The sequence below is a fragment of the Fibrobacter sp. UBA3629 genome (genome assembly GCF_002374005.1).
In the GTDB taxonomy this organism is placed as follows: domain Bacteria; phylum Fibrobacterota; class Fibrobacteria; order Fibrobacterales; family Fibrobacteraceae; genus Fibrobacter.
In genome coordinates this window covers 1-19,961 of the sequence record NZ_DFLC01000005.1, presented here as the reverse complement: position 1 = coordinate 19,961, position 19,961 = coordinate 1, and the positions used below count along the sequence as shown (strand labels likewise).

At 54.2% G+C, this 19,961-nt stretch carries 19 protein-coding genes, 1 tRNA gene and 1 pseudogene; 9 read left to right on the top strand and 12 right to left on the bottom strand.

All coding sequences use genetic code 11. The annotated features are described in order from the left end of the window. Positions 1 to 1,214 (bottom strand): annotated as a pseudogene (locus tag B2310_RS00915) (polyribonucleotide nucleotidyltransferase); the annotation flags it as partial. A 21-nt stretch (positions 1,215 to 1,235) separates the two neighbouring features. Next, a complete protein-coding gene (gene rpsO / locus B2310_RS00910) occupies positions 1,236 to 1,508 on the bottom strand; it encodes a 30S ribosomal protein S15 (RefSeq protein WP_072810239.1) in 273 nt (90 codons plus the stop codon). A gap of 294 nt (positions 1,509 to 1,802) precedes the next feature. Between rpsO and B2310_RS00905 the strand changes: the two genes are divergently transcribed. Then, positions 1,803 to 2,765, top strand: coding sequence for a DHH family phosphoesterase (locus tag B2310_RS00905; RefSeq protein WP_290728006.1), 963 nt, complete (start codon positions 1,803 to 1,805; stop codon positions 2,763 to 2,765). Positions 2,766 to 2,847: 82 nt separating this feature from the next. On the opposite strand, the gene B2310_RS00900 is transcribed toward B2310_RS00905, so the two are convergent. Further along, positions 2,848 to 3,486, bottom strand: a complete 639-nt coding sequence (locus tag B2310_RS00900) for a LysE family translocator (RefSeq protein ID WP_290728004.1) — start codon at positions 3,484 to 3,486, stop codon at positions 2,848 to 2,850. 3 nt (positions 3,487 to 3,489) lie between these two features. Further along, complete coding sequence (locus B2310_RS00895) at positions 3,490 to 3,873, bottom strand: hypothetical protein (protein WP_290724442.1); 384 nt, start codon at positions 3,871 to 3,873, stop codon at positions 3,490 to 3,492. Between the two features lie 167 nt (positions 3,874 to 4,040). Here B2310_RS00895 and mraY point away from each other — a divergent pair, with 167 nt between their 5' ends. From mraY to B2310_RS00865, 6 genes are all read left to right on the top strand, one after another. Then, positions 4,041 to 5,189, top strand: a complete 1,149-nt coding sequence (gene mraY / locus B2310_RS00890) for a phospho-N-acetylmuramoyl-pentapeptide-transferase (protein ID WP_290728003.1) — start codon at positions 4,041 to 4,043, stop codon at positions 5,187 to 5,189. 1 nt (position 5,190) lies between these two features. Continuing rightward, on the top strand, positions 5,191 to 6,531 hold the full coding sequence (locus tag B2310_RS00885; protein ID WP_290728001.1) for a UTP--glucose-1-phosphate uridylyltransferase: 1,341 nt from the start codon (positions 5,191 to 5,193) through the stop codon (positions 6,529 to 6,531). Positions 6,532 to 6,841: 310 nt separating this feature from the next. Then, the gene (locus B2310_RS00880; protein WP_290727999.1) at positions 6,842 to 7,588 is read left to right on the top strand and encodes a lauroyl acyltransferase; all 747 of its coding nucleotides are present in this window, start codon (positions 6,842 to 6,844) and stop codon (positions 7,586 to 7,588) included. 48 nt (positions 7,589 to 7,636) lie between these two features. Further along, positions 7,637 to 8,128: a Smr/MutS family protein gene (locus B2310_RS00875; protein ID WP_290727997.1), complete on the top strand. Its 492-nt coding sequence runs from the start codon at positions 7,637 to 7,639 to the stop codon at positions 8,126 to 8,128. A gap of 81 nt (positions 8,129 to 8,209) precedes the next feature. Further along, a tRNA-Pro gene (locus tag B2310_RS00870) sits at positions 8,210 to 8,283 on the top strand. A 387-nt stretch (positions 8,284 to 8,670) separates the two neighbouring features. Further along, entirely contained in the window at positions 8,671 to 8,994 is a 324-nt protein-coding gene (locus B2310_RS00865) for a hypothetical protein (RefSeq protein ID WP_290724450.1), read from the top strand. Between the two features lie 60 nt (positions 8,995 to 9,054). On the opposite strand, the gene B2310_RS00860 is transcribed toward B2310_RS00865, so the two are convergent. Together B2310_RS00860 and B2310_RS00855 are read right to left on the bottom strand one after the other, a co-directional pair. Continuing rightward, positions 9,055 to 9,678, bottom strand: a complete 624-nt coding sequence (locus B2310_RS00860) for a fibrobacter succinogenes major paralogous domain-containing protein (RefSeq protein WP_173382892.1) — start codon at positions 9,676 to 9,678, stop codon at positions 9,055 to 9,057. 280 nt (positions 9,679 to 9,958) lie between these two features. Beyond that, the gene (locus tag B2310_RS00855; RefSeq protein WP_290727995.1) at positions 9,959 to 10,495 is read right to left on the bottom strand and encodes a hypothetical protein; all 537 of its coding nucleotides are present in this window, start codon (positions 10,493 to 10,495) and stop codon (positions 9,959 to 9,961) included. Between the two features lie 64 nt (positions 10,496 to 10,559). Between B2310_RS00855 and B2310_RS00850 the strand changes: the two genes are divergently transcribed. Beyond that, positions 10,560 to 11,438: a TIGR01212 family radical SAM protein gene (locus B2310_RS00850; RefSeq protein ID WP_173382890.1), complete on the top strand. Its 879-nt coding sequence runs from the start codon at positions 10,560 to 10,562 to the stop codon at positions 11,436 to 11,438. A 1-nt stretch (position 11,439) separates the two neighbouring features. Here B2310_RS00850 and prfB read toward each other — a convergent pair. Both prfB and B2310_RS00840 read right to left on the bottom strand, forming a co-directional pair. Further along, positions 11,440 to 12,547 (bottom strand): peptide chain release factor 2 gene (prfB, locus tag B2310_RS00845; RefSeq protein WP_290727992.1). Its coding sequence is split into 2 segments (ribosomal slippage): positions 11,440 to 12,474 and positions 12,476 to 12,547, totalling 1,107 coding nucleotides; the frame shifts between segments, so codons are not numbered across the junction. Next, a complete protein-coding gene (locus B2310_RS00840; protein ID WP_290727990.1) occupies positions 12,547 to 13,581 on the bottom strand; it encodes a peptidylprolyl isomerase in 1,035 nt (344 codons plus the stop codon). Before B2310_RS00840 ends, prfB begins: the two co-directional genes overlap by 1 nt. A 101-nt stretch (positions 13,582 to 13,682) precedes the next feature. On the opposite strand from B2310_RS00840, the gene B2310_RS00835 reads away from it, so the two are divergent. Then, on the top strand, positions 13,683 to 14,555 hold the full coding sequence (locus B2310_RS00835) for a hypothetical protein (RefSeq protein ID WP_290727988.1): 873 nt from the start codon (positions 13,683 to 13,685) through the stop codon (positions 14,553 to 14,555). A gap of 9 nt (positions 14,556 to 14,564) precedes the next feature. Here B2310_RS00835 and B2310_RS00830 read toward each other — a convergent pair whose 3' ends face one another. The 4 genes from B2310_RS00830 to B2310_RS00815 all read right to left on the bottom strand — a co-directional run bounded on the left by B2310_RS00830 (position 14,565) and on the right by B2310_RS00815 (position 19,675). After that, positions 14,565 to 15,266 (bottom strand): DUF2314 domain-containing protein, encoded by a 702-nt coding sequence (locus tag B2310_RS00830; RefSeq protein ID WP_290727986.1) that lies wholly within the window; start codon positions 15,264 to 15,266, stop codon positions 14,565 to 14,567. A 307-nt stretch (positions 15,267 to 15,573) separates the two neighbouring features. Next, a complete protein-coding gene (locus B2310_RS00825; protein WP_173382885.1) occupies positions 15,574 to 16,299 on the bottom strand; it encodes a TonB family protein in 726 nt (241 codons plus the stop codon). A 203-nt stretch (positions 16,300 to 16,502) separates the two neighbouring features. Beyond that, the gene (locus tag B2310_RS00820) at positions 16,503 to 19,016 is read right to left on the bottom strand and encodes a GH36-type glycosyl hydrolase domain-containing protein (protein ID WP_290727983.1); all 2,514 of its coding nucleotides are present in this window, start codon (positions 19,014 to 19,016) and stop codon (positions 16,503 to 16,505) included. A 53-nt stretch (positions 19,017 to 19,069) separates the two neighbouring features. Further along, positions 19,070 to 19,675 carry a PadR family transcriptional regulator gene (locus B2310_RS00815; protein ID WP_173365897.1) on the bottom strand — a complete coding sequence of 202 codons (606 nt, stop codon included), beginning with the start codon at positions 19,673 to 19,675 and terminating at the stop codon, positions 19,070 to 19,072. Positions 19,676 to 19,961 lie beyond the last annotated feature (286 nt).

Below are 19,961 nucleotides of genomic sequence, written 5' to 3'. Positions count from 1 at the left end.
TTGTAATGCAGCATGTAGCTCTTGGAGCCTTCGCCCTGCAGGCTTTCGTAGCGCTGTTCGTCGGCCTTGGAGCCGAGCGTGCAGACCACGAGACCCTGGGTTTCGCCACGCTGGAAGATTGCAGAACCGTGAGCGCTCGGGAGAACGCCGAGTTCGATTTCGATCGGGCGGACTTCGGTCGTCGTACGGCCGTCGAGGCGCACGTCTTCGTTCAAGATCATTTCGCGCATGGCAGTGCGTTCGTAGTCGCTGAAGATTGCCTTAGCGTCGGCGACGAGAGCAGGATCCTGTTCTTCGTCCTTGCCGATGATGGCGAGAATGCGTTCGTCTTCGAGCATCTTCGCACAGAGGTCTGCCATAGCCGGATAGAAGTCGGTCTTCACCATGTTGGAGTGGACGTCCTTGTTCAGTTCGTCCCACACGACTTCCTTCACCGTGGCGAGAAGCTTTTCGTGGGCTTCGCCAACGTGCTGCGGCTTGAGTTCCATCTTCGGCTTAGCGCAGCGGTCCACCAGTTCCTGTTGGGCCTTGCACATGAGCTTGATGGCTTCGTGACCGGCGAGAATTGCGTTGATCATCGTGTCTTCGGACACTTCGTAGGCACCGCCTTCCACCATGCAGACGGAATCTTCGGTACCGGCGACCACCAGGTCCAGATCGGCGCAGGCCATCTGTTCGTAGGTGGGCATCACGATGTTCTGACCATCGACAACGGCCACGCGCACGGCGGCAACCTGCTGTTCGAAGGGCAGTTCAGAAAGACCGATGGAGAGGGATGCTGCAGACACGCCGAGCACATCCGGTGCAAACTTGCGGTCAGCAGAAAGAACCTGCACAATCACCTGGACTTCGCGCGTGAAGTTCTCGGGGAACATCGGGCGAATCGGGCGGTCGATGATACGGGCAGAGAGAGTTTCCTCGTCGGAGGGGCGACCGGCTTCGCGCTTGTTGTAGCCGCCCGGGAGGCGACCGGCAGCGTAGGCCTTTTCGCGGTATTCGACGGTCAGCGGGAAGAAATCGCCTTCCTTCTCTTCGCCGTAGCAGACAGTAGAGAGCACGAACGCGTCGCCCATCTTGGCGACTGCGGCACCGCGTGCCTGCTTGGCAATACGGCCCGTTTCGAACGTGATGACGCGGCCGTCAGGGAGCGTAACCGACACTTCCTTCGGGTCGAGCATCTTGCCGTATTTTTGATGGTATGCGTCAATAGACATAGATTATCTCCAGTCCGCAGATTAGCCGCGGAGACCGAGTTCCTTGATGAGAGCACGCTGAGCGAGAATGTCCTGCTCACCGTAGTACTTGAGGAGGTTGCGGCGCTTGGCAACCATGGCAGACAGACCACGGAGGGAGTGGAAGTCCTTCTTGTGGCTCTTGATGTGTTCCGTCAGATTCTTGATCTTTTCCGTGAGGATTGCGATCTGGACGCGGACGTTACCGGTGTCCTTTTCGTTTGCACCAAACTTGGCGGTGAGTTCTGCAGCTTTTTCCTTAGTGATAGTAGCCATTATAGCCATTCCTTTTTTTGATTGTTGTTTCATTACATGTTTTTGTCCGAGTTTCCCTGCTCTTGCACCAGTGGAATTGGCGAATCTGGTCACAGGACCCAGTCAAAAATGCAATTTGCGGGTAATTATAGTAATTTGGCTGGCTGGCAATGGGGTTTTAGAAGCGAGAACCGTGCTAAAAGGAGGGAATTTTGGGGCATTATTCGTGAAATTTTCGAAAAAAAGGCACCTACGGGTTCGCGCACGAAAGCGCCTAGCGCTTTTTATTATATTCCCCGCAAAAAAGGATTGAACATGACGATTGACGAATTCCTGGGCGAAGCGAAGACGGTGGCGATTTTCGGGCACGTGAGGCCCGACGGCGACTGCGTGGGCAGCACCACGGCAATCTACAACTACATCCGCGACAACTTCCCGGGAATCCGCGCGGACCTGTTCCTCGAGAAGTTCCCCGAGAGCTACCGGATTCTGCGCGGGGCAAGCGATGCGCGCGAGGCCTACACCGCGGATTGCAACGGCGGGCGACCCTACGACCTCGCCTTCCTCATGGATACCCCGAGCTTTGAACGCGTGGGGGCGAACGGCGCGGAATGCATCCGTGCCGCGAAAAAAACGATAAACATCGACCACCACATTTCTAACCCGCTGAACCTGTGCACCCTGAACCTCGTGGAACCCGAGGCGAGTTCCGCATGCGAGGTGGTGTACGTGAACATCGACAAGGCGAAGGTCGGGCGCGAGACCGCGAACAGCCTGTACCTGGGCATAGTGCACGACACGGGAGCGTTCAAGTTCAGCAGCACGGGCAAGCGCACCATGCAGGTGGTCGGCGATTTGATCGAGAAGGGAATCGACTTCGCGAAAATCGTGAACGAGACGTACTACACGCGCACCTACAAGCAGACGCTCGTGACCGGGTTCGTGATGCAGAACTGCAAGCTCGGGCTCGGGGGTAAAGTGGTCTACGCCCACATCACCCCCGAAGACATGGAACGCTTCGATGTTTCGCCCGTAGAACTCAGCAACGTCATCGACACCGTGCGTGAAGTCGGCGGCACCGAAGTGGCCCTGTTCCTGTACCCCGTAAACGGCAAGTACAAGATTAGCCTGCGCAGCAACTACATCGTGGACGTGAACGCGATTGCCCGCGAGTTTGGCGGTGGCGGCCACACCCGTGCCGCCGGCGGCGACACCAGCGACGCGCCCGAAGTTGCGATTGAAAAGATTCTTGAATTGGTGCAGAAGCAACTCACCTAAATGGAGATCCCCGCCTTCTCCCCAAAGAGGATAACTCTACTATGGCAACAAGTTGCCAAGTATCGTATAGCGGGGATGACCGTTAGAGCGCGAACAGCGCAATGGCGAGGGCGACAAACACGCAGCCGCTGAACCAGTTCAGGTTGCGATTCGCCTTCGGGCTGTTGAGCATGAATTTCTTCACGGCGCCCGCAAGTAGCGCGATGGAGCCGAACACGATGAAGGTCGCCGTCACGAATTCCGCCCCGAGAACTACCATCTGGAGCGACGGACTCATGTCGCGGCTCATGTCGACTGCCGGCGGAATAAACGAAAGCGCAAAAAGAACCGCCTTCGGGTTCGTGATGTTCATGATGATGCCGCGAAGGTAGAGCCTGCGGAACGAAAGGCCCGCGCCTTCCATGCCCACGCGCATCTCGCCAGCATCACCCGCGTCCAGTTTCACCACTCCGGCGCGGACCTGGAAACTCTTGTACGCGAGGTAAAGCAGGTACGCCGCCCCGCAGCACTGCAACACAAAAAATGCAATCGGGCTAGCCGCAATCAGCGCGGACACCCCCACAATCAGGAGCACCGTCTGCACGCAGATTCCCGTGCACAGCCCGCAAATCACGCTAAATCCAGCACGCGCTCCGTGGGTTGCGCTCTGGGCAAGCACAAACAGGTTGTCGGGGCCGGGGGCAAGCGCCACCACGAGGGCTGCTATGAAAAAGTTTAACATGAATTACAATTTTTCCAGGAAGCTGTCCACATCCATCTCGTCGAGGCCCTTCTGCAGTTCCGCTAGCGCCTCGTCGGATATCGCGACAGCGGGTTCGGACTCGCGCTCCTCGGCACGGGCGTTCGACTCGTCCACGAGCTTCTTGAGGGACGCAGCGACCTCGCTTACCTCGCCCTCGCGCTTCATGACGGCGCTCAGCACGCGGTTCAGGCGTTCGCGGAGGCGCGCAAACTCCTCCCGGTCCAGTTCCGAAGTCACTCCGGCCATGTGCATCAGCGGGGTCTTGCACTTGGCACAGGCAAAGACCATCATGGACGAGGGCTCCCCGTCCAGCATGACGTTGAAAGTGGACCCGCAGTGGGGGCAATCGATACGCAATTCACTCATGCCCCATAATGTAGAAATTTCGGGCAGTCCAAAGCCAACGCAGGCACAATATTTTATCTTTGCAAAGAAAAAACACAAGTTTAAACACCAGATCCTTCGACTACGGGCTGCGCCCTCCGCTCAGGATGACACGACCCCTCGCCGGGAAAATCTAAGATTTTATAACTATGCTCTGTCATTGGCTTTATCACGTTACCAGTATCGATCTTTTCGACGGGCGTCTCTTCCGTGCAGGCGTCGCCGCCATGCTCTCCATCATCCTCGTGCTGTTCTTCATGCCCAAGTACATCCGCCTTTTGCAGGGGCTCGATGCCACCAGCGACTTTGACAAGGACGGCAAGACCAAGTCTCCCCCGATCATGGGCGGGCTACTCCTGGTGGTGGTGGTCGAGGTGGTCTCGCTCCTCGTCTGCAAGATGAACGGCTACACCATATCGACCCTCGTGATTCTCGCGGCATTCTCTGCCGTGGGTGCCATCGACGACATTGCGAAGGTCCGCGCCAAGCGCCTCATCAAACTTGGCAAACTCAAGGCCGCCGACTACATGGACAAGGCTGACGGTATTTCCAGCAGCCTGCGCCTGTTCCTCTACTTCCTTTTCAGCTTTATCGTCGCGATTTTCTGCTACAAGTTCATCCCCGAGCTCAAGGGCGACCTCACCATTCCCTTCTGCCCCATCGACGTTTACCAGTTCCACCTCCCCAACTGGATCTTTGTTGCATTCATGACGTTTGTCATCGCGGCTAGCGCTAACGGAACGAACTTTACCGACGGCCTCGACAGCCTTGTCTCGGTGCCGATCCTTACCAGCATGATTTTCGTGGGCCTCGTCGCCTACGTGAGTGGCAACTTCATCTTCAGTACGTACCTGCACGTGCCGTACCTGCCCGGCTGCGACGAGCTATTCCCCATCGCCATGGCCATCGCGGGCGCACTGCTCGCCTACCTTTGGTTCAACAGCCCTCCCGCCGAAATCTACATGGGCGACGCGGGTTCCGTGGGCTTCGGCGCCACCATCGGCATCATGTTCATCCTGGTGCAGGCGGGGCTGTTCCTCCCCATCGTATGCGTGATTATCATCGCGGAAGCCTGCTCGGTGCTGCTCCAAATTCTCTGGTTCAAGTTCACCAAAAAAACAACCGGCACGGGCAAGCGCATTTTCCTTTGTGCGCCGCTCCACCACCACTACCAGAAAAAGTGGGAAGGCAAGTTCCCGAGCAAGCCCCTGATGAACTCGAAAATCGTGTGGCGCATGCACCTCGTGAGCATCTTCGCGCTCATCGTGAGCATGGTGATATTCTTCGGTTTGAGATAATATGGAAAAAGACATTATCGAAACGTTAAATGCGGCCGGCCAGCAGGAACTGGCGGCGCACCTTGAAACACTCTCCGGGGATGCACGCAAGCTCCTCGAACGCGACATTCTAAGCCAAGACTGGGAAGAACTGAAGGCACTCTACGCCGAAAAGTCAAGCGCGAGCAAGGCGGACAACGTATCTGCCGACCTGAAGCCCATGCCTTTCCGGATTGCGGAAGACAACCTGAAATACGACTACTGGAAAGAAATCGGAGAGATGCTGCTCGGAAAGGGCAAGGTGGCGGCGTTCCTCGTCGCGGGCGGCCAGGGTTCGCGCCTCGGGTTCGACGGCCCGAAGGGAATGTTCGATATCGGGCTCCCGAGCCACAAGAGTTTATTCCAACTGCAGGCGGAACGCTTGCAGAACCTCGCGGCTCGCGTAGGCCACCCGATTCCGTGGTGCATCATGACGAGCCCGCTGAACCACGAGGCGACCGTCAACTTCTTTACCGAACACAACTTCTTCGGGATGGACCGCGACAACATCCGCTTTTTTGAGCAGGGAACCATCTGCGCGCTTACGCCCGATGGCAAGGCCGTGCTCGACGGCGACAGGCTTGCACTTGTTCCCGATGGCAACGGCGGGTGCTTCCGCGCGCTCGCCCAGAGCGGTTCGCTCGCATGGCTCGTCGAGAAGGGTATAGAATACGTGTTCCTCTACAGCGTCGACAACGCGCTCTGCCGCATCTGCGACCCCGCATTCATCGGGGCTCTCGCCGACAACGGGATGATGGCCAGCGCATCGAAGGTCGTTCACAAGGCGAACGCGCAGGAACGCGTGGGCATTTTCGCCTTCCAGAACAACAAGCCCGGCGTGGTCGAATACAGCGACTTGCCCGAAGAATACCGCGACATGACAAACCCGGATGGAAGCCTGGTATTTGACGGCGGGAACCTCGCCATTCATTTGTTCAAAGTCTCGGCGCTGCGCAAGTTGCAGACTGGCAAACTCCCGTGGCACACGGCCCGCAAGACGGTTTGCGGCATCGAGAACTGCTTCAAGTTCGAGCAGTTTTTGTTCGATGCTTTCCCGCAGCTCGGCACCATGCTCCCCTTCGGCGTCATCCGCGAGGAGGAATTTAGCCCGGTCAAGAACGCGGAAGGCACGGACAGCCCGAAAACGGCCCGCACGATGATCGGCAAGCTCCACCGCGAATGGCTCGTGAAGGCACATGTCGAGGTGAAGCCCGGCAAGCTCTACGAGGTCTCGCCCACAATCAGCTATGCAGGCGAAGGCCTTTCGCGACGCGTGTTCGAGCGCGAACTCGGAAGGAATATTCTAGAATTCGAGGAAGCGTAATTTCCTGATCGGCAGGCGCCGCGACCCCATGTACAAGTTCAAGGTAATTACATATAAATTACTGTTCAACATCCTGCTGCGGCTGCCGGACTTTTTCTACTCGTTCCTTTTCGCCATCGCATTCCCTGTCTACAAGGCGATACACACCGAGCGCGCTTACGGGAGGGTGGAAAAACATTTGGACGCGGCAAGGGGATATTTGGCGGCGCAGGATGAAGGCTGTGCGCCGGGGTTAAACAGTACAGCGTCGGAATTAAACTGTGCGCGGGTGTTAAACAGCGCTCCTTCTATTTTAAACTGCGCCGGCCCCTTGCAAGAAGTGACCGCTCGCGACATGTTCCGCGGCATCTTCTGGAACGCGCTGGATTCTTACCGCGGCCTCGCCCGCTTCAAGAGCGTGGAACGCCGCATCGTGTTCGAGAACGAGGGCATCATCAAGGACGCCGTCGCCGAATGCTCGAAAAACGGCATGCCCATCGCAGGCATCAGCATCCACCAGGGTTCCTTCGAACTGATGCACCGCATCCTCTGCCGCTACAGCGAGCACGTCCACCTCATCACCGATTCCGTCGGGGACACCGCCTTCCGCGAAGTTCTCAGGGAACTCCGCAGCGACCCGCACCTCACAGAATACCACCCCGAAGAAACTGGCCGGCTCATCCGCGAACTCTTCCGCACCAAGGGAATCCTCGCGATGGTCTATGACCAGGGCAAGAACACGAAGGGAAACACTGTCGAGCTGTTCGGCCGGCAAACCACGCTCTACCTGCGCCTCATCCAGAAAATCAACCGGATGGGAGCAGGCATCGTCACCTTCCGCACCTGGACAGAAATGCGCGGCTCGCCCTCCCGCGACAGCAATCGACCCGAAGGGAGCATCGTCATCCGATTCGAAAGCTACTACCCGCCGAAATATGACGAGATCGTCGCCGGCAAGGCCGCAAGCCAGGCCGGAGAAAGCCCCCTCGTGAAAGACATTGCCCGCGAGACGGAGCGCTGGATAGCGGAGCACCCCGACCAGTGGAGCTGGAACTACCACCAGAACTTCGTCGTCTAGGGCGCAAACCACGGAGCCGCTTTCTATATTTGTGTCCGAGGATTTGAGATGCCCCTGAACGCAGAAGAAGAATTCCAGATGCAGTGGATTATGAACCACCGCATGGAAGACAAAGACGAGCAGATGCGCGTCGATGCGGAGAATGCCGCCGTGATGCGCCCCGCCCGCCTTGCGCGCGGGCGCAAGATGCGCCGCAACCCTGCCGCCTGGGACCTCCCCATGCCCGAAGACGAAATCGACCTGCACGGCATGACCGCCGATGAAGCCGCAGAGGCCGTCGAGCGGCGCATCGATGACCTGAACATCGCGGGCCTCAAGGTCCTGAGGGTCATCCACGGCGGCGGAAACCCGAGCTACGGGAACGTCAAGCGCATCATCGACCGCAAGGTCCGGTCCGAATGGAACAACCGCATCCGCCTGTACAAGGTCGAACCCGACAACGCAGGTTCGAGCATCATGGTCCTCGGGAAACCCGCCCAAAGCGACGCCCCCGCACGCCCCGACCCCAAAAAGGCCAAGAAAAACGCCCGAAAGAAGTAAATTTTGGGTATTTTTACAAATTTTTCGCGCCCGACCCCTTTGAAAACCTGCACTTTTTATCTATAATTGTGCCCACAAAACCGGAATATAGCTCAGCCTGGTAGAGCGCTTGCTTCGGGAGCAAGAGGTCGTGAGTTCGAATCTCGCTATTCCGATACGAAAAGCACCCCTTGCGGGTGCTTTTTTCGTATCGGAATTATACGCGAGATGAGAACTCACGAAGTGAGTTCGACTAAATCGCCATTTGAACGCAGTGAATTTAGGCGATTTAGAGATTACGCCGCCAGGCGTAACCCGGAGGGCAAAAGTTGAACACCGTGAAACTTTTGTCAATCTCGCTATTCCGATAAAAAGAAAAACCACCCTCCTGGGTGGTTTTCTTTTTATATCCGGAATAGCGAGAGATTCCGGACGAGCGACGTAGTCGTGAGTTCGACTACCGCGGAGCGGAACGAAGTGAACGTTTTGGCAATCTCGCTATTAAGCCACTCCTTTCAAAAAGATTTGTATATTTATATAAACGTTTTTTAGAGGTGTTTTTTATGAACAAAAACGTCATCGCATTATGCATTACAGCATTAATGCTTGTTGGATGCACAAAGGTGATCCATCATCCAATTGTGGTGCAAGAAGGAATTTTCACACCTTCTGATTATGCATCGTACCAAGAAATATCGTATTCGAGCAAGCCAGAAAACGAAAATTGTGGCATTATGGAATTTATTGATTATAGAGGCGGAGCCTTTGATGAAGTTATCGGAATCCGCGCGGAAGAAACAACAACATCGCTAATTTTAGGTCCATTAGTCTTGAAAACAGAAACTGTTTGCAAGTACCGCGGATACGGAGTTGTTTTCAAAAAATAAAAACTTTACACAAAACAGTTCCCGTCCTGGGAGCTGCATGGTTTTTCCGAGCCAATTTGCCTAGTCCTTCACACAGCGCACCGAGAACCCGTGGGTCTTATAGAAGCTGTTCAGGAACGCATCGTCTTTGCTGAAGTCCAAGCCCATGTAGTACGCGCTGCCGCTAACGCTCTCTGTAGAACTCCAGAAGTACGCACGGTTGCCCTCGTTGTTGAAATCCCCATTGCCATTCCTGTAGCCAGCAGGGAGCGCCGAGAACCCGAAAGCATCATTACCATTGCCATCTTTTCCTTCATATTCATTCCATCCGTTGGTGGACTTCAGCATTTTCCCCGCATTTTCCCATTTCCAAGCATCTTCCTGAGCCCCGCCCACGAACTTAAACAAAATTTCGAACTCCTCTTTGCTGGGCAAGTGCCAGCCTACGGGGCAGGCAACTTTTGCCGCGTCCCAGTTATAGAGCCAACCGTATTTCTGACAGTCCGATTCCTTATCCTCGTAGCACCAGCTACCCTCGGTTTTCACCTTCAGATTCTCTGCCATCCAAATCTGTTTACCAATCCTTACAGTCTGGTACGACTCGCCGTCGCGAGCGTCTGTCATGGTTCCCTTTTTCGGGGCTGCGAAGGCTCCCTCCGCACAGAACACCACCACGAGAGCCAGGGTCAAAGCCAGTCGTTTCATAAAAGATCCTCAAATATCAATACTCATAATATACATCCGTATTCGCCCAATGGGATTTTTTCACAAAAAAAAGGCACGCCGCCAGGCGTAACCCTGAGGGCAAAATGCTAACGAAGTGTACGTTTTGGCAAAAGCGTGCAAGGCGAGTGTCGCGACGGCAAGCTTGCTTGCCGACATGACCGAGCCGAAGCCGCGGACGCCGTAGGCGTCCATCTCGCTATTCCGATGCGAGACGCAATCTCGCCATACTGATAGCGCCCCCCAACACATTCAACTTACCCTACCAGCATTGACATGCCCTAACTAAAAAGAAAACCCCGACAATATAAAATAACCCCACTACAGACCAGAACTTTTTTGGATGTTCTTTTTTTGTCAGGATTACCGCCCATCCTATTAGGTATATCTTAATCTTTCCATCGATTAAATTGCATAATCCTACAATTAAACACCCAAGACCGCTGAGAAAAAGAGATATTGGATTCGAACTGATTTCTGCAAGATGGGGATTTCGCGTGCACACACCTCCTATTAAAATTAGGACAACTCCAAAAATTTCAAGCCCGACTGCCAAAGGATTTGTCTTCTCGATATATTCCTGTTCCACTTTTTTATTAAACTCTTCACGAGACAAAATAGAATCTTTGTCGCCAGTAAGTTCAATAATGCGCTTTTCAACAATCTGGACTCTTTCAGGAGAATCGTCTGCTTTTAAAGGATGATCACGAATTGTGTCATGTATTTCATAAAGTTCATCGACAGGGAGCTTCCGAATTTTATTTTCGTAATCTTTGAGGTATTCTTCTGAAAACGGCATGAATAGAATATAAAAAAAAGGGAGTCAAAACAAGTGAACGCCCCGCTTTTATTACTTTTACGACATGCACTACACTCCCTACCGCGATTTACTGCTCAAGATTTTCCCGAACTACCTCAAGGTGCGCAAGCTCCCGCTCAACGGCGGCATGAGTTGCCCCAACCTCGACGGCACCAAGGGATTCTCGGGCTGCAGCTACTGCAACAACCGCAGCTTCAGCCCAGTGTTCGACCAGGCGAAGGTTTCCATCCAGGAACAGCTCGACAAGTTCGTACCGAGGCTCCGCGAAAAATACCCGAACGCGGGCATCCTCGCCTACCTGCAGCCATATACAAACACGCATGCGCCGCTCGAACACCTGAAGGGGATTATCGACCCGATTATCAAGCACAAGGAGATTGCGGGGCTTGCGATAGGGACGCGCCCGGACTGCCTCGAAGACGAGAAAATCGAGTACCTCGCGGAACTGAACCGCAAGAAGCCGATTATCGTGGAAATCGGCCTGCAGACGGCAAACGACCTCACGCTTGCGGCCATCAACCGCAGGCATACACTCGCCGATTTCGAAGACGCGGTAAAGCGCTGCCAGGCGGCGGGTCTCACCGTCACCACGCACGTCATCGTTGGACTCCCCGGCGAGACCCTGATAGACTTCAAGCGTACCGCCGAAGTCGTGCGCGACCTGAAACTCGCCGCCGTGAAAATCCACCCGCTGCACATCGTCGCGGGCACTGTGATGGCACAAGATTTTTCCGCAGGCGAAATCAAGCTGCTGGAATTCGAGGAATACTGCGCAGCCGTCGCCGAGATGATAAAGATTATCGGGCCGGATACCGCCATCGAGCGGTTCAGCGGCGAAAGCCCGAGCGACATGCTTATCGCCCCCGACTGGTGCGGGGAACGCGACCGCATTATTGCGGAAGTGGAAAAACTGTTAAGCTAGCTTACTTCTGCTCTTCGCTGGTGCTCAGCAGGTAAGCATCGATAAACGGCCTGATCTTGCCATCGAGCACGCCTGCGGTATCGGAGGTCTCGACCCCCGTACGCAGGTCCTTCACCATCTGGTAGGGCTGCAGCACGTAGCTACGGATCTGGCTTCCCCACTCGACCTTCTTCTTCTCGGCCATGCGGGCATCGCGCTTCGCCTCTTCTTCCAGGCGGTAGTGCTCGGCCACCATAGTCTTGAGCATCTTGTAGCAGGTTTCGCGGTTCTGAATCTGGCTACGTTCCGTCTGGCAGCTCGCCATGATACCCGTGGGCAAGTGCGTCATGCGCACCGCGGAATCCGTCTTGTTGATGTACTGTCCGCCGGCACCGCTACTGCGATAGGTATCCACGCGCACATCCGCCATGTCCAGGTCGAATTCCACGTCTTCGTGTTCGGGGTACAGGTACACGGCGGTAAAGCTCGTGTGGCGTCGGGCATTCGCATCAAACGGGCTAATGCGCACCAGGCGATGCACGCCTATTTCCGAACGCAGCAGGCCGTAGGCATTCTCGCAAGTGATCTCGATGGTCGCGCTCTTGAGGCCCGCGTCTTCCGCTTCCTGGAAATCCACCACCTTGAAGTCCATGTTCTCGCGCTCAAAAAAGTGCGTGTACATGCGGAACAGCATCAGTGCCCAGTCCTGCGACTCGGTGCCGCCCGCGCCCGGGTGAATCGACATCAGGCATGCGCAGGCGTCGTCGGGCCCGTTCAGCATCTTCTTGAACTCCATCTTCTCGACACGCGCACGGAGATCCGCGACATCCGATTCGATGGTCTTGGTCAGGTCGGCAGACTCCTCGTCCTTGCTCATCTCGTAGAGCTCGGCAAGGTCATCGCAGGTCTGGGAGACCTCCTTCCAGGAATCGAGGAGGCCGCGCAGGTTGCCGATTTTCTTCATCATGGACTGCGCCTTCTCCTGGTCGTTCCACAGGTTCGGGTCGGCAGAGTCCTTTTCGAGGACGTAGAGTTCTTCGGTCTTCGCCTCTAAGTCAAAGATACCCCCAGAGCTTGTCGATGCGGCTACGCAGCTCGATAAGCCCGGTATGAGTCGTCTGGAAGGCCATTACTTGCCCCCGATGGCCTGCGGCGGGGTGTACTTCTTGTCGAGGTACTGGACCTTGTAGACCTTCGCGAGTTCATCCAGGTAGGCCTTGAGCTTCATCTGGCGTTCCTGTTCGGCCTGCATGCGAAGTCCGGTATCGATCTGGTTACGGTAGCTTTCGAACTTTCCATCGTTCTTGCCCGTGAGCATGAAGATGGCGACACCGTCCTTGTCGTTATAGACATCCGAGATGTCACCCACGTTCAACTTTGCCACGGCCTTTTCGAACGCAGCCCCGTTACCCTTGAGCGTGGTCAGCACGGCACCGCCCGTCTTCTTCGCATTGGGATCGTCGCTGTTCTGGACAGCCTGCTGTGCGAAAAGCTGCACCGCATAAGTAAAAGGAACCTTCTTGGCACGGATCTGGCTCCTGAGCTGGGCGGCCATACCCTTCAGCATGTCCTTCGTATCCGACACGTCCTGGGCGCTCTTGCCCTTCGTCTTGATGTAGATGCGGACACCGCTGATAGAATCGTTTACAGGGACCTTGCTCTTGTTGAGCGTCCAGTAGGCCTTCATTTCTTCTTCGGTCGGGTCCTTCGGATAGGGCACCTTCTTCTTGAGGAGTTCCTCGCTCTTGAGCTGGTCTTCGAGCTTTTCACGGAACTGAGCCATCGTCTGGCCGCTCTGCTTCAGCTGTTTCTGGAACACATCCTCGCTCGGGAACTGCTTCTTGAAGAGGGTCGCAAGGCTATCCACGCGGGCCGCCGGGACCTTGATTCCCTGCTTCTTGCATTCGAGCCGTACCAGTTCCTGCCCGACAAGGTTGTCAATCACAGCAAAACGAACCTGGGCCATGGTCTCATCGCTCACCTTCTTGCCCTGGAACTGCTGTAGTGCAAGCGCCTGGGTCAAGCTATCGATGCGCCCGGCAGAGAAACCGACCTTTTCGACACGCACGACATCCATGCTCTTGCTGTTGAGGAGCTGCGCAGAGGCAATACCCGCAGCAAGCGCCACGGTAAGAACACCACGAGTAATAAGTTTAAGAGACATTGTCTATCCTTTTTAAAAATTTCCGCGAATAATATAGCAATTTTCAATATTAGGGATTCCTTCAAACCCTCCAAAGGAGCTCAATTGTTATATTGGGGAATATGTTCCATCTGAATAAACAGGACTCCACCAACGACTTGGAAAAGACGAAGGCCGACTTCAAGCACTACTTTGAGCTGAAGTCCGAACTTGAGGACGCGACCCGCCAATTCAAGGAGACGGGCACCTCCCCCCTGAACGCCGAGCAATTCGAATCCAAGCTCAAGGAAATGGAGGCGCTCAAGGCCGAGTATCCCATACTTGACACGGGCTATGGCCCCGATGCCAAGAGACAGATTTTCCAGGACTTGTTCACCCGCATCTTTGCGGTTATCCTGATATTCATAACGTTCCTCTTTGCGGGCAACTGGTTCGTCGCCCCGTCCGCCATAAGCAAGATTGTCATGTTCTGGGACACCAGCAAAGGCACGTACAGTACCGCAGACAAGATAGCGCTCACCGCAAAATACCCCATCATGTGCTGGCTGGTCCTCCCCGCAGACCGAGAAGAAATCGACCTCAAGCTGGATTCCAGCATCCAGAATTACGTCAACCGCAAGCTTGCCATCGATTCCAACTACTTTACATGGAACTCGGATATCTACCTTTTCAACCCTTCCCTCAAGGAAGCGCATTTCATCTATGACAACAACTACATCGGCGCCAAGTTCGACTATATCCTAAAGAAATTCGTGAAAAGTTGCAACAACCTGCGCAACCAGGACACCTCATACATAGATTACGACCTCAAGGCAAGCGTCTGCAACCATGAAATGACAAAGTTCGCAATCTTCACAAGGCTCCATTCCCAAAAGACCCTCGACCAATTCTTCAAGGGGAACCTTTTCTACGAGATCCGGAAGGAACTAGAATCCTACAAGCCCCTACCGACATGGCGCGATTCGGTCTATGTCATCAAGCCGGACGAGTTCTAGACCGGGGAATCAGGGCTTTATCTCACCGGTTCGGAAGTCATAAATCCCGTAGGTGTAGAACGGTTTCCCTTCCTCGAACTTCTGCCCTTCGCGTCGTTTCTTTTCGTACGAAGTCTTCAAGCGCTTTGCTATTTCCGCAATGATTTCCTGCGATACAATCCCGTCTATGCTGTTCTGGTATTTCGCCGATTTGGCATCCTGGTACTTGAACTCAAACTTGCCCTTCTTGAACACCCCCTCGAAAAAGACGCCGACAATCCCAGAATCAAAAGCCTCGATGGCCTTCCCCACATAATTGCCTTCCTCGTTGCCCAAGGAATCCACGACGACCCAGTTCCTTATCTGGTCCTGCGTGAACGAGACTTCATCGCCCTTCTTGTATTCCTTAAGGAGCTGAATATCGTTAGTAACAATTCCCTGGAACCGATTTCCCAGGCATTGGGTGACAAAAACGAAAACCATCTCCTTCGTCCCGTCCTTGTCGACAAGATTAATCTGTACATCCAGCACACGCTTTTCGCGCACATAGTCGCCCGCGATGTATTTCTTCTTGACCGCAGGGAACGTCGCCTTGGCCTTTTCGATATACGGGGCTATGAGTTTTTCCATATCAGTGTTCATGTTGAACAACTTGTCCTCGGCTGCGTGAATGCATACGCAAAGCACTGCAAGCAGGGAAATCACGCGAAATAGTCTAGAAAACATATTCATACTTCACTAAAAATAATACAAAAAACAAAAAATGGGTACCAAACGACTTATTTTGACGCACTTTAGTACCCATTTTCACACACAAACTAACACAAAATGATACATTCACAGCGTTCAAACACTGATATTGCACAAAAATTGGGGATTAAACCGGCGTTTTTTGTGTATTTCATCCCCACTAAAAGCAAAATTTGACTTTTTTAGTACAAACAAGCTAACAAATTGGGTACCAAACAGGCGTTTTTTCAGCAGTTTAATCCCCAATTTCCACAAAAAAAGCAAAAATCCGGCTCGTTAGGTATCGCCCTTAATCGCCTATTTTTGCCGGTTCTCTTTCATAAAATTGTACCGGGAAAGTCGCAACTACATCCGTATTTAATTTGGCTACTACACCCGAATTCATGATCTGGAAATTCCAGCGACCTACCGCATTCTGGACTTTTTCGTCAAAATCCGTATTGCCGGTAGTCGTTGAGTCTATTTGGACTTTTTGAACGGAGCCATCAGCATTGATATTCAACCGAAAAACAATCGTCCCGCTAAAACTGGGATTCCTCTTTAAATGTTTATTATAAATATGACGCAATCCAGGAGTCCGCAGGCGAATGTTCTTTAAAATCAGAGCTTTATCAGCATCAACGCCACCTGCCACACTCAATTCCTCATAAGTAGGGGCTTTTGCGACGCCTCGTGCACGGCCTTGCAAGTACTTTTCATCTATTACAGGAATCCCATATTCATCTCTTTTAACGGAACAGCCATTTTCTGGACGACATCCATAAAGCGTAGTCGTCCCATGCGTTGAAAGATGCCCCACCGACTTTAAAACACTGTCTATGGATGCTTTAAATACACTATCCCTGCGCAGTTTTTCGGCATCTTCCTTTTTCACGTCCAAGGACTGTTCCGTTTTACCCTTTTCCTGCTCTAGGGATTTATCCGCATTTTTATCGCTATCGGAGCAACCCGCCCACAGCACCGCCGCAGCCAAGAGCACAAAATTATTCCAGCATTTTCCAAATAAACTCGCCATACACTTATATATAGAAAAAGTCTGCTTCGTTTGAAGCAGACCTTTAAATTCGAATTTGGATTAGAACCGAGTGAGACCAGGCGCGATCCCCCGTAGCGTACTAAGCGTACGTGAGGGGGCGAGCTATACGACACTTGGGTTTTACCCCTTAGTGGAGTTATCCTCTTTGGGGAAACGCCGTATCACGACGGTTATAATTCAAATTAGCCCATGGTGACTTCGACTTTATGGACACCCTTCGTAAAGATCGGGGCAATATTCGAGTCGATTTCCTTGCCGTCCACCACCATCTTGGCGACACCCTTGCACACGTGCTTCGGGTTCTTCACCGTAATCTGGTAGGTTGCACCACGGAACTTACGGGTTGCTTCGAAGCCATCCCACTTGGAGGGGATGCAAGGATCAACCACGAGGCCCTTGTAGTTGGCACGGATACCGATGATGAACTGCGTGGCAGCCTGGTACGTCCAGGTGGAAGTACCGGAGAGCCATGCGTTACGGCCCATGCCGAACTGCTTGTGTTCGTCACCGAGGATGTTCTGCGGATAGCAGTACGGTTCGGACTCGAACACGTCGAGGATGTCGTTCTTGGAAGCCGGGTTAATTTGGTTGTAGTACTGGAAGGCATTGTCGCCACGGCCGAGGATGGTTTCGGCAATCATCACCCACGGGTTGGTGTGGAGGAAGATACCGCCGTTTTCCTTGGCTCCGGGAGGATAGGTGGAGATGCCACCCACGGCCGGTTCAAAGCCGCGGTAACCCGGAGTGGAGCTCTTCACGCCGTACTTGGTGTTGAGGAGCTTGTTCAGGCTGTCCATGCCCTGCTTGGCGCGGTCGCCGTAAGCGATGCCGGCGATAACCGGCCAGGACTGGCCGTTGCAGTAGATCTTGCCGTACTTGGCCTTGGCGACACCGTAGCCGTTGCCGTCCTTGTCGAACCAGCGGGTCCACCACTTGCCGTCCCAGGCGCTCTTGTTGAAGGCGGCCTTGACGTCTTCGTACCAGCCCTTGTACATTTCGACGGCCTTCTTGTCGCCGAGGGCTTCTTCGATGTCCATCATTTCGAGCAGGGCCTTGGCATACAAGGCGGTGTTGAACGTGGATTCTGCACCGAGGGGCAAGTTCATGCAGTCGTTCCAGTCAGCAAAGCCGAGGAGCGGGAGGTTGTGCTTGCCGAGGTGTTCACGGGTGAACTTCAGGGCGCGCTTCAAGTGTTCGAGGACAGTGCCCTTCGGACGGTCCTTGCGCTTCTTGCCGGCGACGTAGAACGGAATCTCTTCCTTGAGGAAATCCATCTTGCCGGTTTCCTTGAGGTAAGAAGCCACAGTGAGGATGATCCAGAGGTGGTCGTCGCCGTACCAGTCGGCATACATCGGATTGCCCTTGGCATCCTTGACGCCGGCCTTTTCGCGGGAGTCACCGGCGTTCGCTTCGTTGCCGTTGTCTTCGGCGAGGGCGAGCGGGGCGTACTGGTGCATGGCGTTACCTTCGGGGCGCTGCACGGAGATGAGGTTCTTGGTGAGGACCAAGGCTTCTTCCGGCATGTGGCTCATCACGCCCATCAAGTCCTGCGTGGAGTCACGGTAACCGATACCGCGGCTGGTGCCGTAGCCCAGCTGGTACAGAGAGAGGTAGCGGCTCCAGTTCTTGGTGGTGTGGCACTGGCGCGGGTTGTGGACGTTCACCATCGTGTTGAACGATGCGTCCGGAGTCTTCACCTGGATCGTGGAGAGGTAGTTTTCCCAGAACTTGGCGAGTTCGTCGAAAGCCTTGTCGACGTTCTTCAGGTCGCGGTACTTGGCGATGGCCTTGGCAGCAACCTTGAGGCTCTGTTCCTGACCGAGCTGGGTGCAGCAACGGAAAGTCTTCTTGGCGGCAATCTTGCCACCGTGAATCATGAGGGCGGCGATGTTGTCGCCACGGTCGCATTCGCTGTTGGAAAGTTCCTTGTTGCCCAAGGAAAGCGGAGCGGCCCAGGAGCCCATTTCGTTGGCGCCGAGGAACACGCGGCGGTCACCGTCGAAGCTACCGACCTTGCAGTTAGCGGTCACGTAGTTCACGGCGTAGTCGCGCTTCATGTAGGCATACTGTTCGAGAACGACGTGGCCGTCCTTTTCCCAGTGGCCCTTGAGGGTCATGGTCTGCGGGACCCAGTCGGCGTTCGTGAGCTGCTTTTCAGCTTCGAAGTGGCTGAATTCATAGACCGGGATAATGTCCACTTCCTTGGCGGCACCACCGAGGTTCGTCACCTGGATGTCCTGGAGGAGAGTGTTGGAGCCCGTCGGCACGAAAATCGTGACCTGGGTGCGGAGTCCGCAGCATTCGGCGATCCAGCGCATGTAAGAAAGGCCCACGTGGCATTCCCACTTGTCCATCTTGGTGAGGGTGGGAACGACAAACGGAGAGAACACCTTGTAGCCCTTGGCTTCCTTGATACGGATATAGATGGTGCTGGCCTTGAAGTCAGAGCACGGCATCTGGGCGATGTACTTGGTGATACGGTTCAGGGCCGGGTCGCCCTTGCAAACCAGGGTACCGCCGGTGGTATCCACGATACCGCCGAAGTTCAAAGTACCGACGTAGTTGCACCACTTGATCGGGGTTGCCGGCGTGGTGAGCACGTATTCTTTTGCAGCGTCGTCGAAGTAGCCGTACTGGGCGGCCGGAGCCTTCTTGGAGGCGACCTTCTTGACACTCTTCTTCTGTTTTGTAGCCATTGTATCTCCGTAAGAGGGGGTTGTTAAATTTAACGCGGTAAATATAGAAAAAACTAGTCTTTCTTCTGATTGAAGTTCTCGAAGTCGCGGTTACCGAAGTTGATATAGAAGTAGCCGTCGAGCTTCTTGTTGCGGATGGGGTCGCGCAAGATGCCGATGGCGGCACGCACGTACTTGAGTTCCACGAGGATGTGGTCGCGGCTCATGCAGTTGAGGAACGGGCCTTCCGGGTAGAGCGTGGGGCGCGGTTCTTCGGCAATCATCTTTTCCAGATTCTCGATTTCGAGCACGAGGTGGCGTTCATGGGCCTCCAGGGTGCGAATCAGCTCCTTGTTCTCGGCTCCATAGAGGAATGCAAAACCGAGCGTGCGCGGGTCGTCGTTGAACCCCGTCAAGTGCTTGAGGACTTCCTTGCGGAGCGTGTCCTTTCCCTTGTCTGTAATATTGAATACAACACGTTCGGGGCGGTTGCCATCGCGTTCGGAACGGCCGACGATGCAGCCATGCTTTTCGAGGGTCGCCAGGCGGTTGTAGACGGTCGATGTGCTCAAATTGGCCCAACGGTCCAGTTCGCGGTCGCGGATTTCTGTAATGATATCGTAGCCGCTGCTTTCGTGTTCGAGAATAAGCCCCAGAAGGACCAAGTCATATCGGTTCATTCAATACCTCTTTCTATTCCAACTTGGAATATACTCAAAAAAAATGGGAAAGAGCGATTTTTTTCAAAAAAAATGTAAAAAAAGCATTCTAAAACCGTTCGAACCGCCATATCCGCTATAAATAGGAAAGCCCCCGCGACCTTGCGGCCACGGGGACTTGTTTGTTAGGAGGAGAACTTAACAAACTAGGCTGTTATGCCTATTAAGCCTTATTGAGACGATCCTGGATCATGTCAATGATGTCGGAGAGTTCCTTCGGGAGGTGCTTGCCGAACTTCGGATAGTG

Excerpts from the sequence above, each read along its gene's own strand:
- B2310_RS00830 (WP_290727986.1), bottom strand. The coding sequence starts at position 15,266 with ATGAATATGTTTTCTAGACTATTTCGCGTGATTTCCCTGCTTGCAGTG.
- mraY (WP_290728003.1), top strand. The coding sequence starts at position 4,041 with ATGCTCTGTCATTGGCTTTATCACGTTACCAGTATCGATCTTTTCGAC.
- B2310_RS00875 (WP_290727997.1), top strand. The coding sequence starts at position 7,637 with ATGCCCCTGAACGCAGAAGAAGAATTCCAGATGCAGTGGATTATGAAC.
- B2310_RS00840 (WP_290727990.1), bottom strand. The coding sequence starts at position 13,581 with ATGTCTCTTAAACTTATTACTCGTGGTGTTCTTACCGTGGCGCTTGCT.
- B2310_RS00860 (WP_173382892.1), bottom strand. The coding sequence starts at position 9,678 with ATGAAACGACTGGCTTTGACCCTGGCTCTCGTGGTGGTGTTCTGTGCG.
- B2310_RS00900 (WP_290728004.1), bottom strand. The coding sequence starts at position 3,486 with ATGTTAAACTTTTTCATAGCAGCCCTCGTGGTGGCGCTTGCCCCCGGC.
- B2310_RS00895 (WP_290724442.1), bottom strand. The coding sequence starts at position 3,873 with ATGAGTGAATTGCGTATCGATTGCCCCCACTGCGGGTCCACTTTCAAC.
- B2310_RS00825 (WP_173382885.1), bottom strand. The coding sequence starts at position 16,299 with ATGGCGAGTTTATTTGGAAAATGCTGGAATAATTTTGTGCTCTTGGCT.
- B2310_RS00905 (WP_290728006.1), top strand. The coding sequence starts at position 1,803 with ATGACGATTGACGAATTCCTGGGCGAAGCGAAGACGGTGGCGATTTTC.
- B2310_RS00865 (WP_290724450.1), top strand. The coding sequence starts at position 8,671 with ATGAACAAAAACGTCATCGCATTATGCATTACAGCATTAATGCTTGTT.
- B2310_RS00885 (WP_290728001.1), top strand. The coding sequence starts at position 5,191 with ATGGAAAAAGACATTATCGAAACGTTAAATGCGGCCGGCCAGCAGGAA.
- B2310_RS00820 (WP_290727983.1), bottom strand. The coding sequence starts at position 19,016 with ATGGCTACAAAACAGAAGAAGAGTGTCAAGAAGGTCGCCTCCAAGAAG.
- B2310_RS00850 (WP_173382890.1), top strand. The coding sequence starts at position 10,560 with ATGCACTACACTCCCTACCGCGATTTACTGCTCAAGATTTTCCCGAAC.
- B2310_RS00815 (WP_173365897.1), bottom strand. The coding sequence starts at position 19,675 with ATGAACCGATATGACTTGGTCCTTCTGGGGCTTATTCTCGAACACGAA.
- B2310_RS00855 (WP_290727995.1), bottom strand. The coding sequence starts at position 10,495 with ATGCCGTTTTCAGAAGAATACCTCAAAGATTACGAAAATAAAATTCGG.
- B2310_RS00835 (WP_290727988.1), top strand. The coding sequence starts at position 13,683 with ATGTTCCATCTGAATAAACAGGACTCCACCAACGACTTGGAAAAGACG.
- rpsO (WP_072810239.1), bottom strand. The coding sequence starts at position 1,508 with ATGGCTACTATCACTAAGGAAAAAGCTGCAGAACTCACCGCCAAGTTT.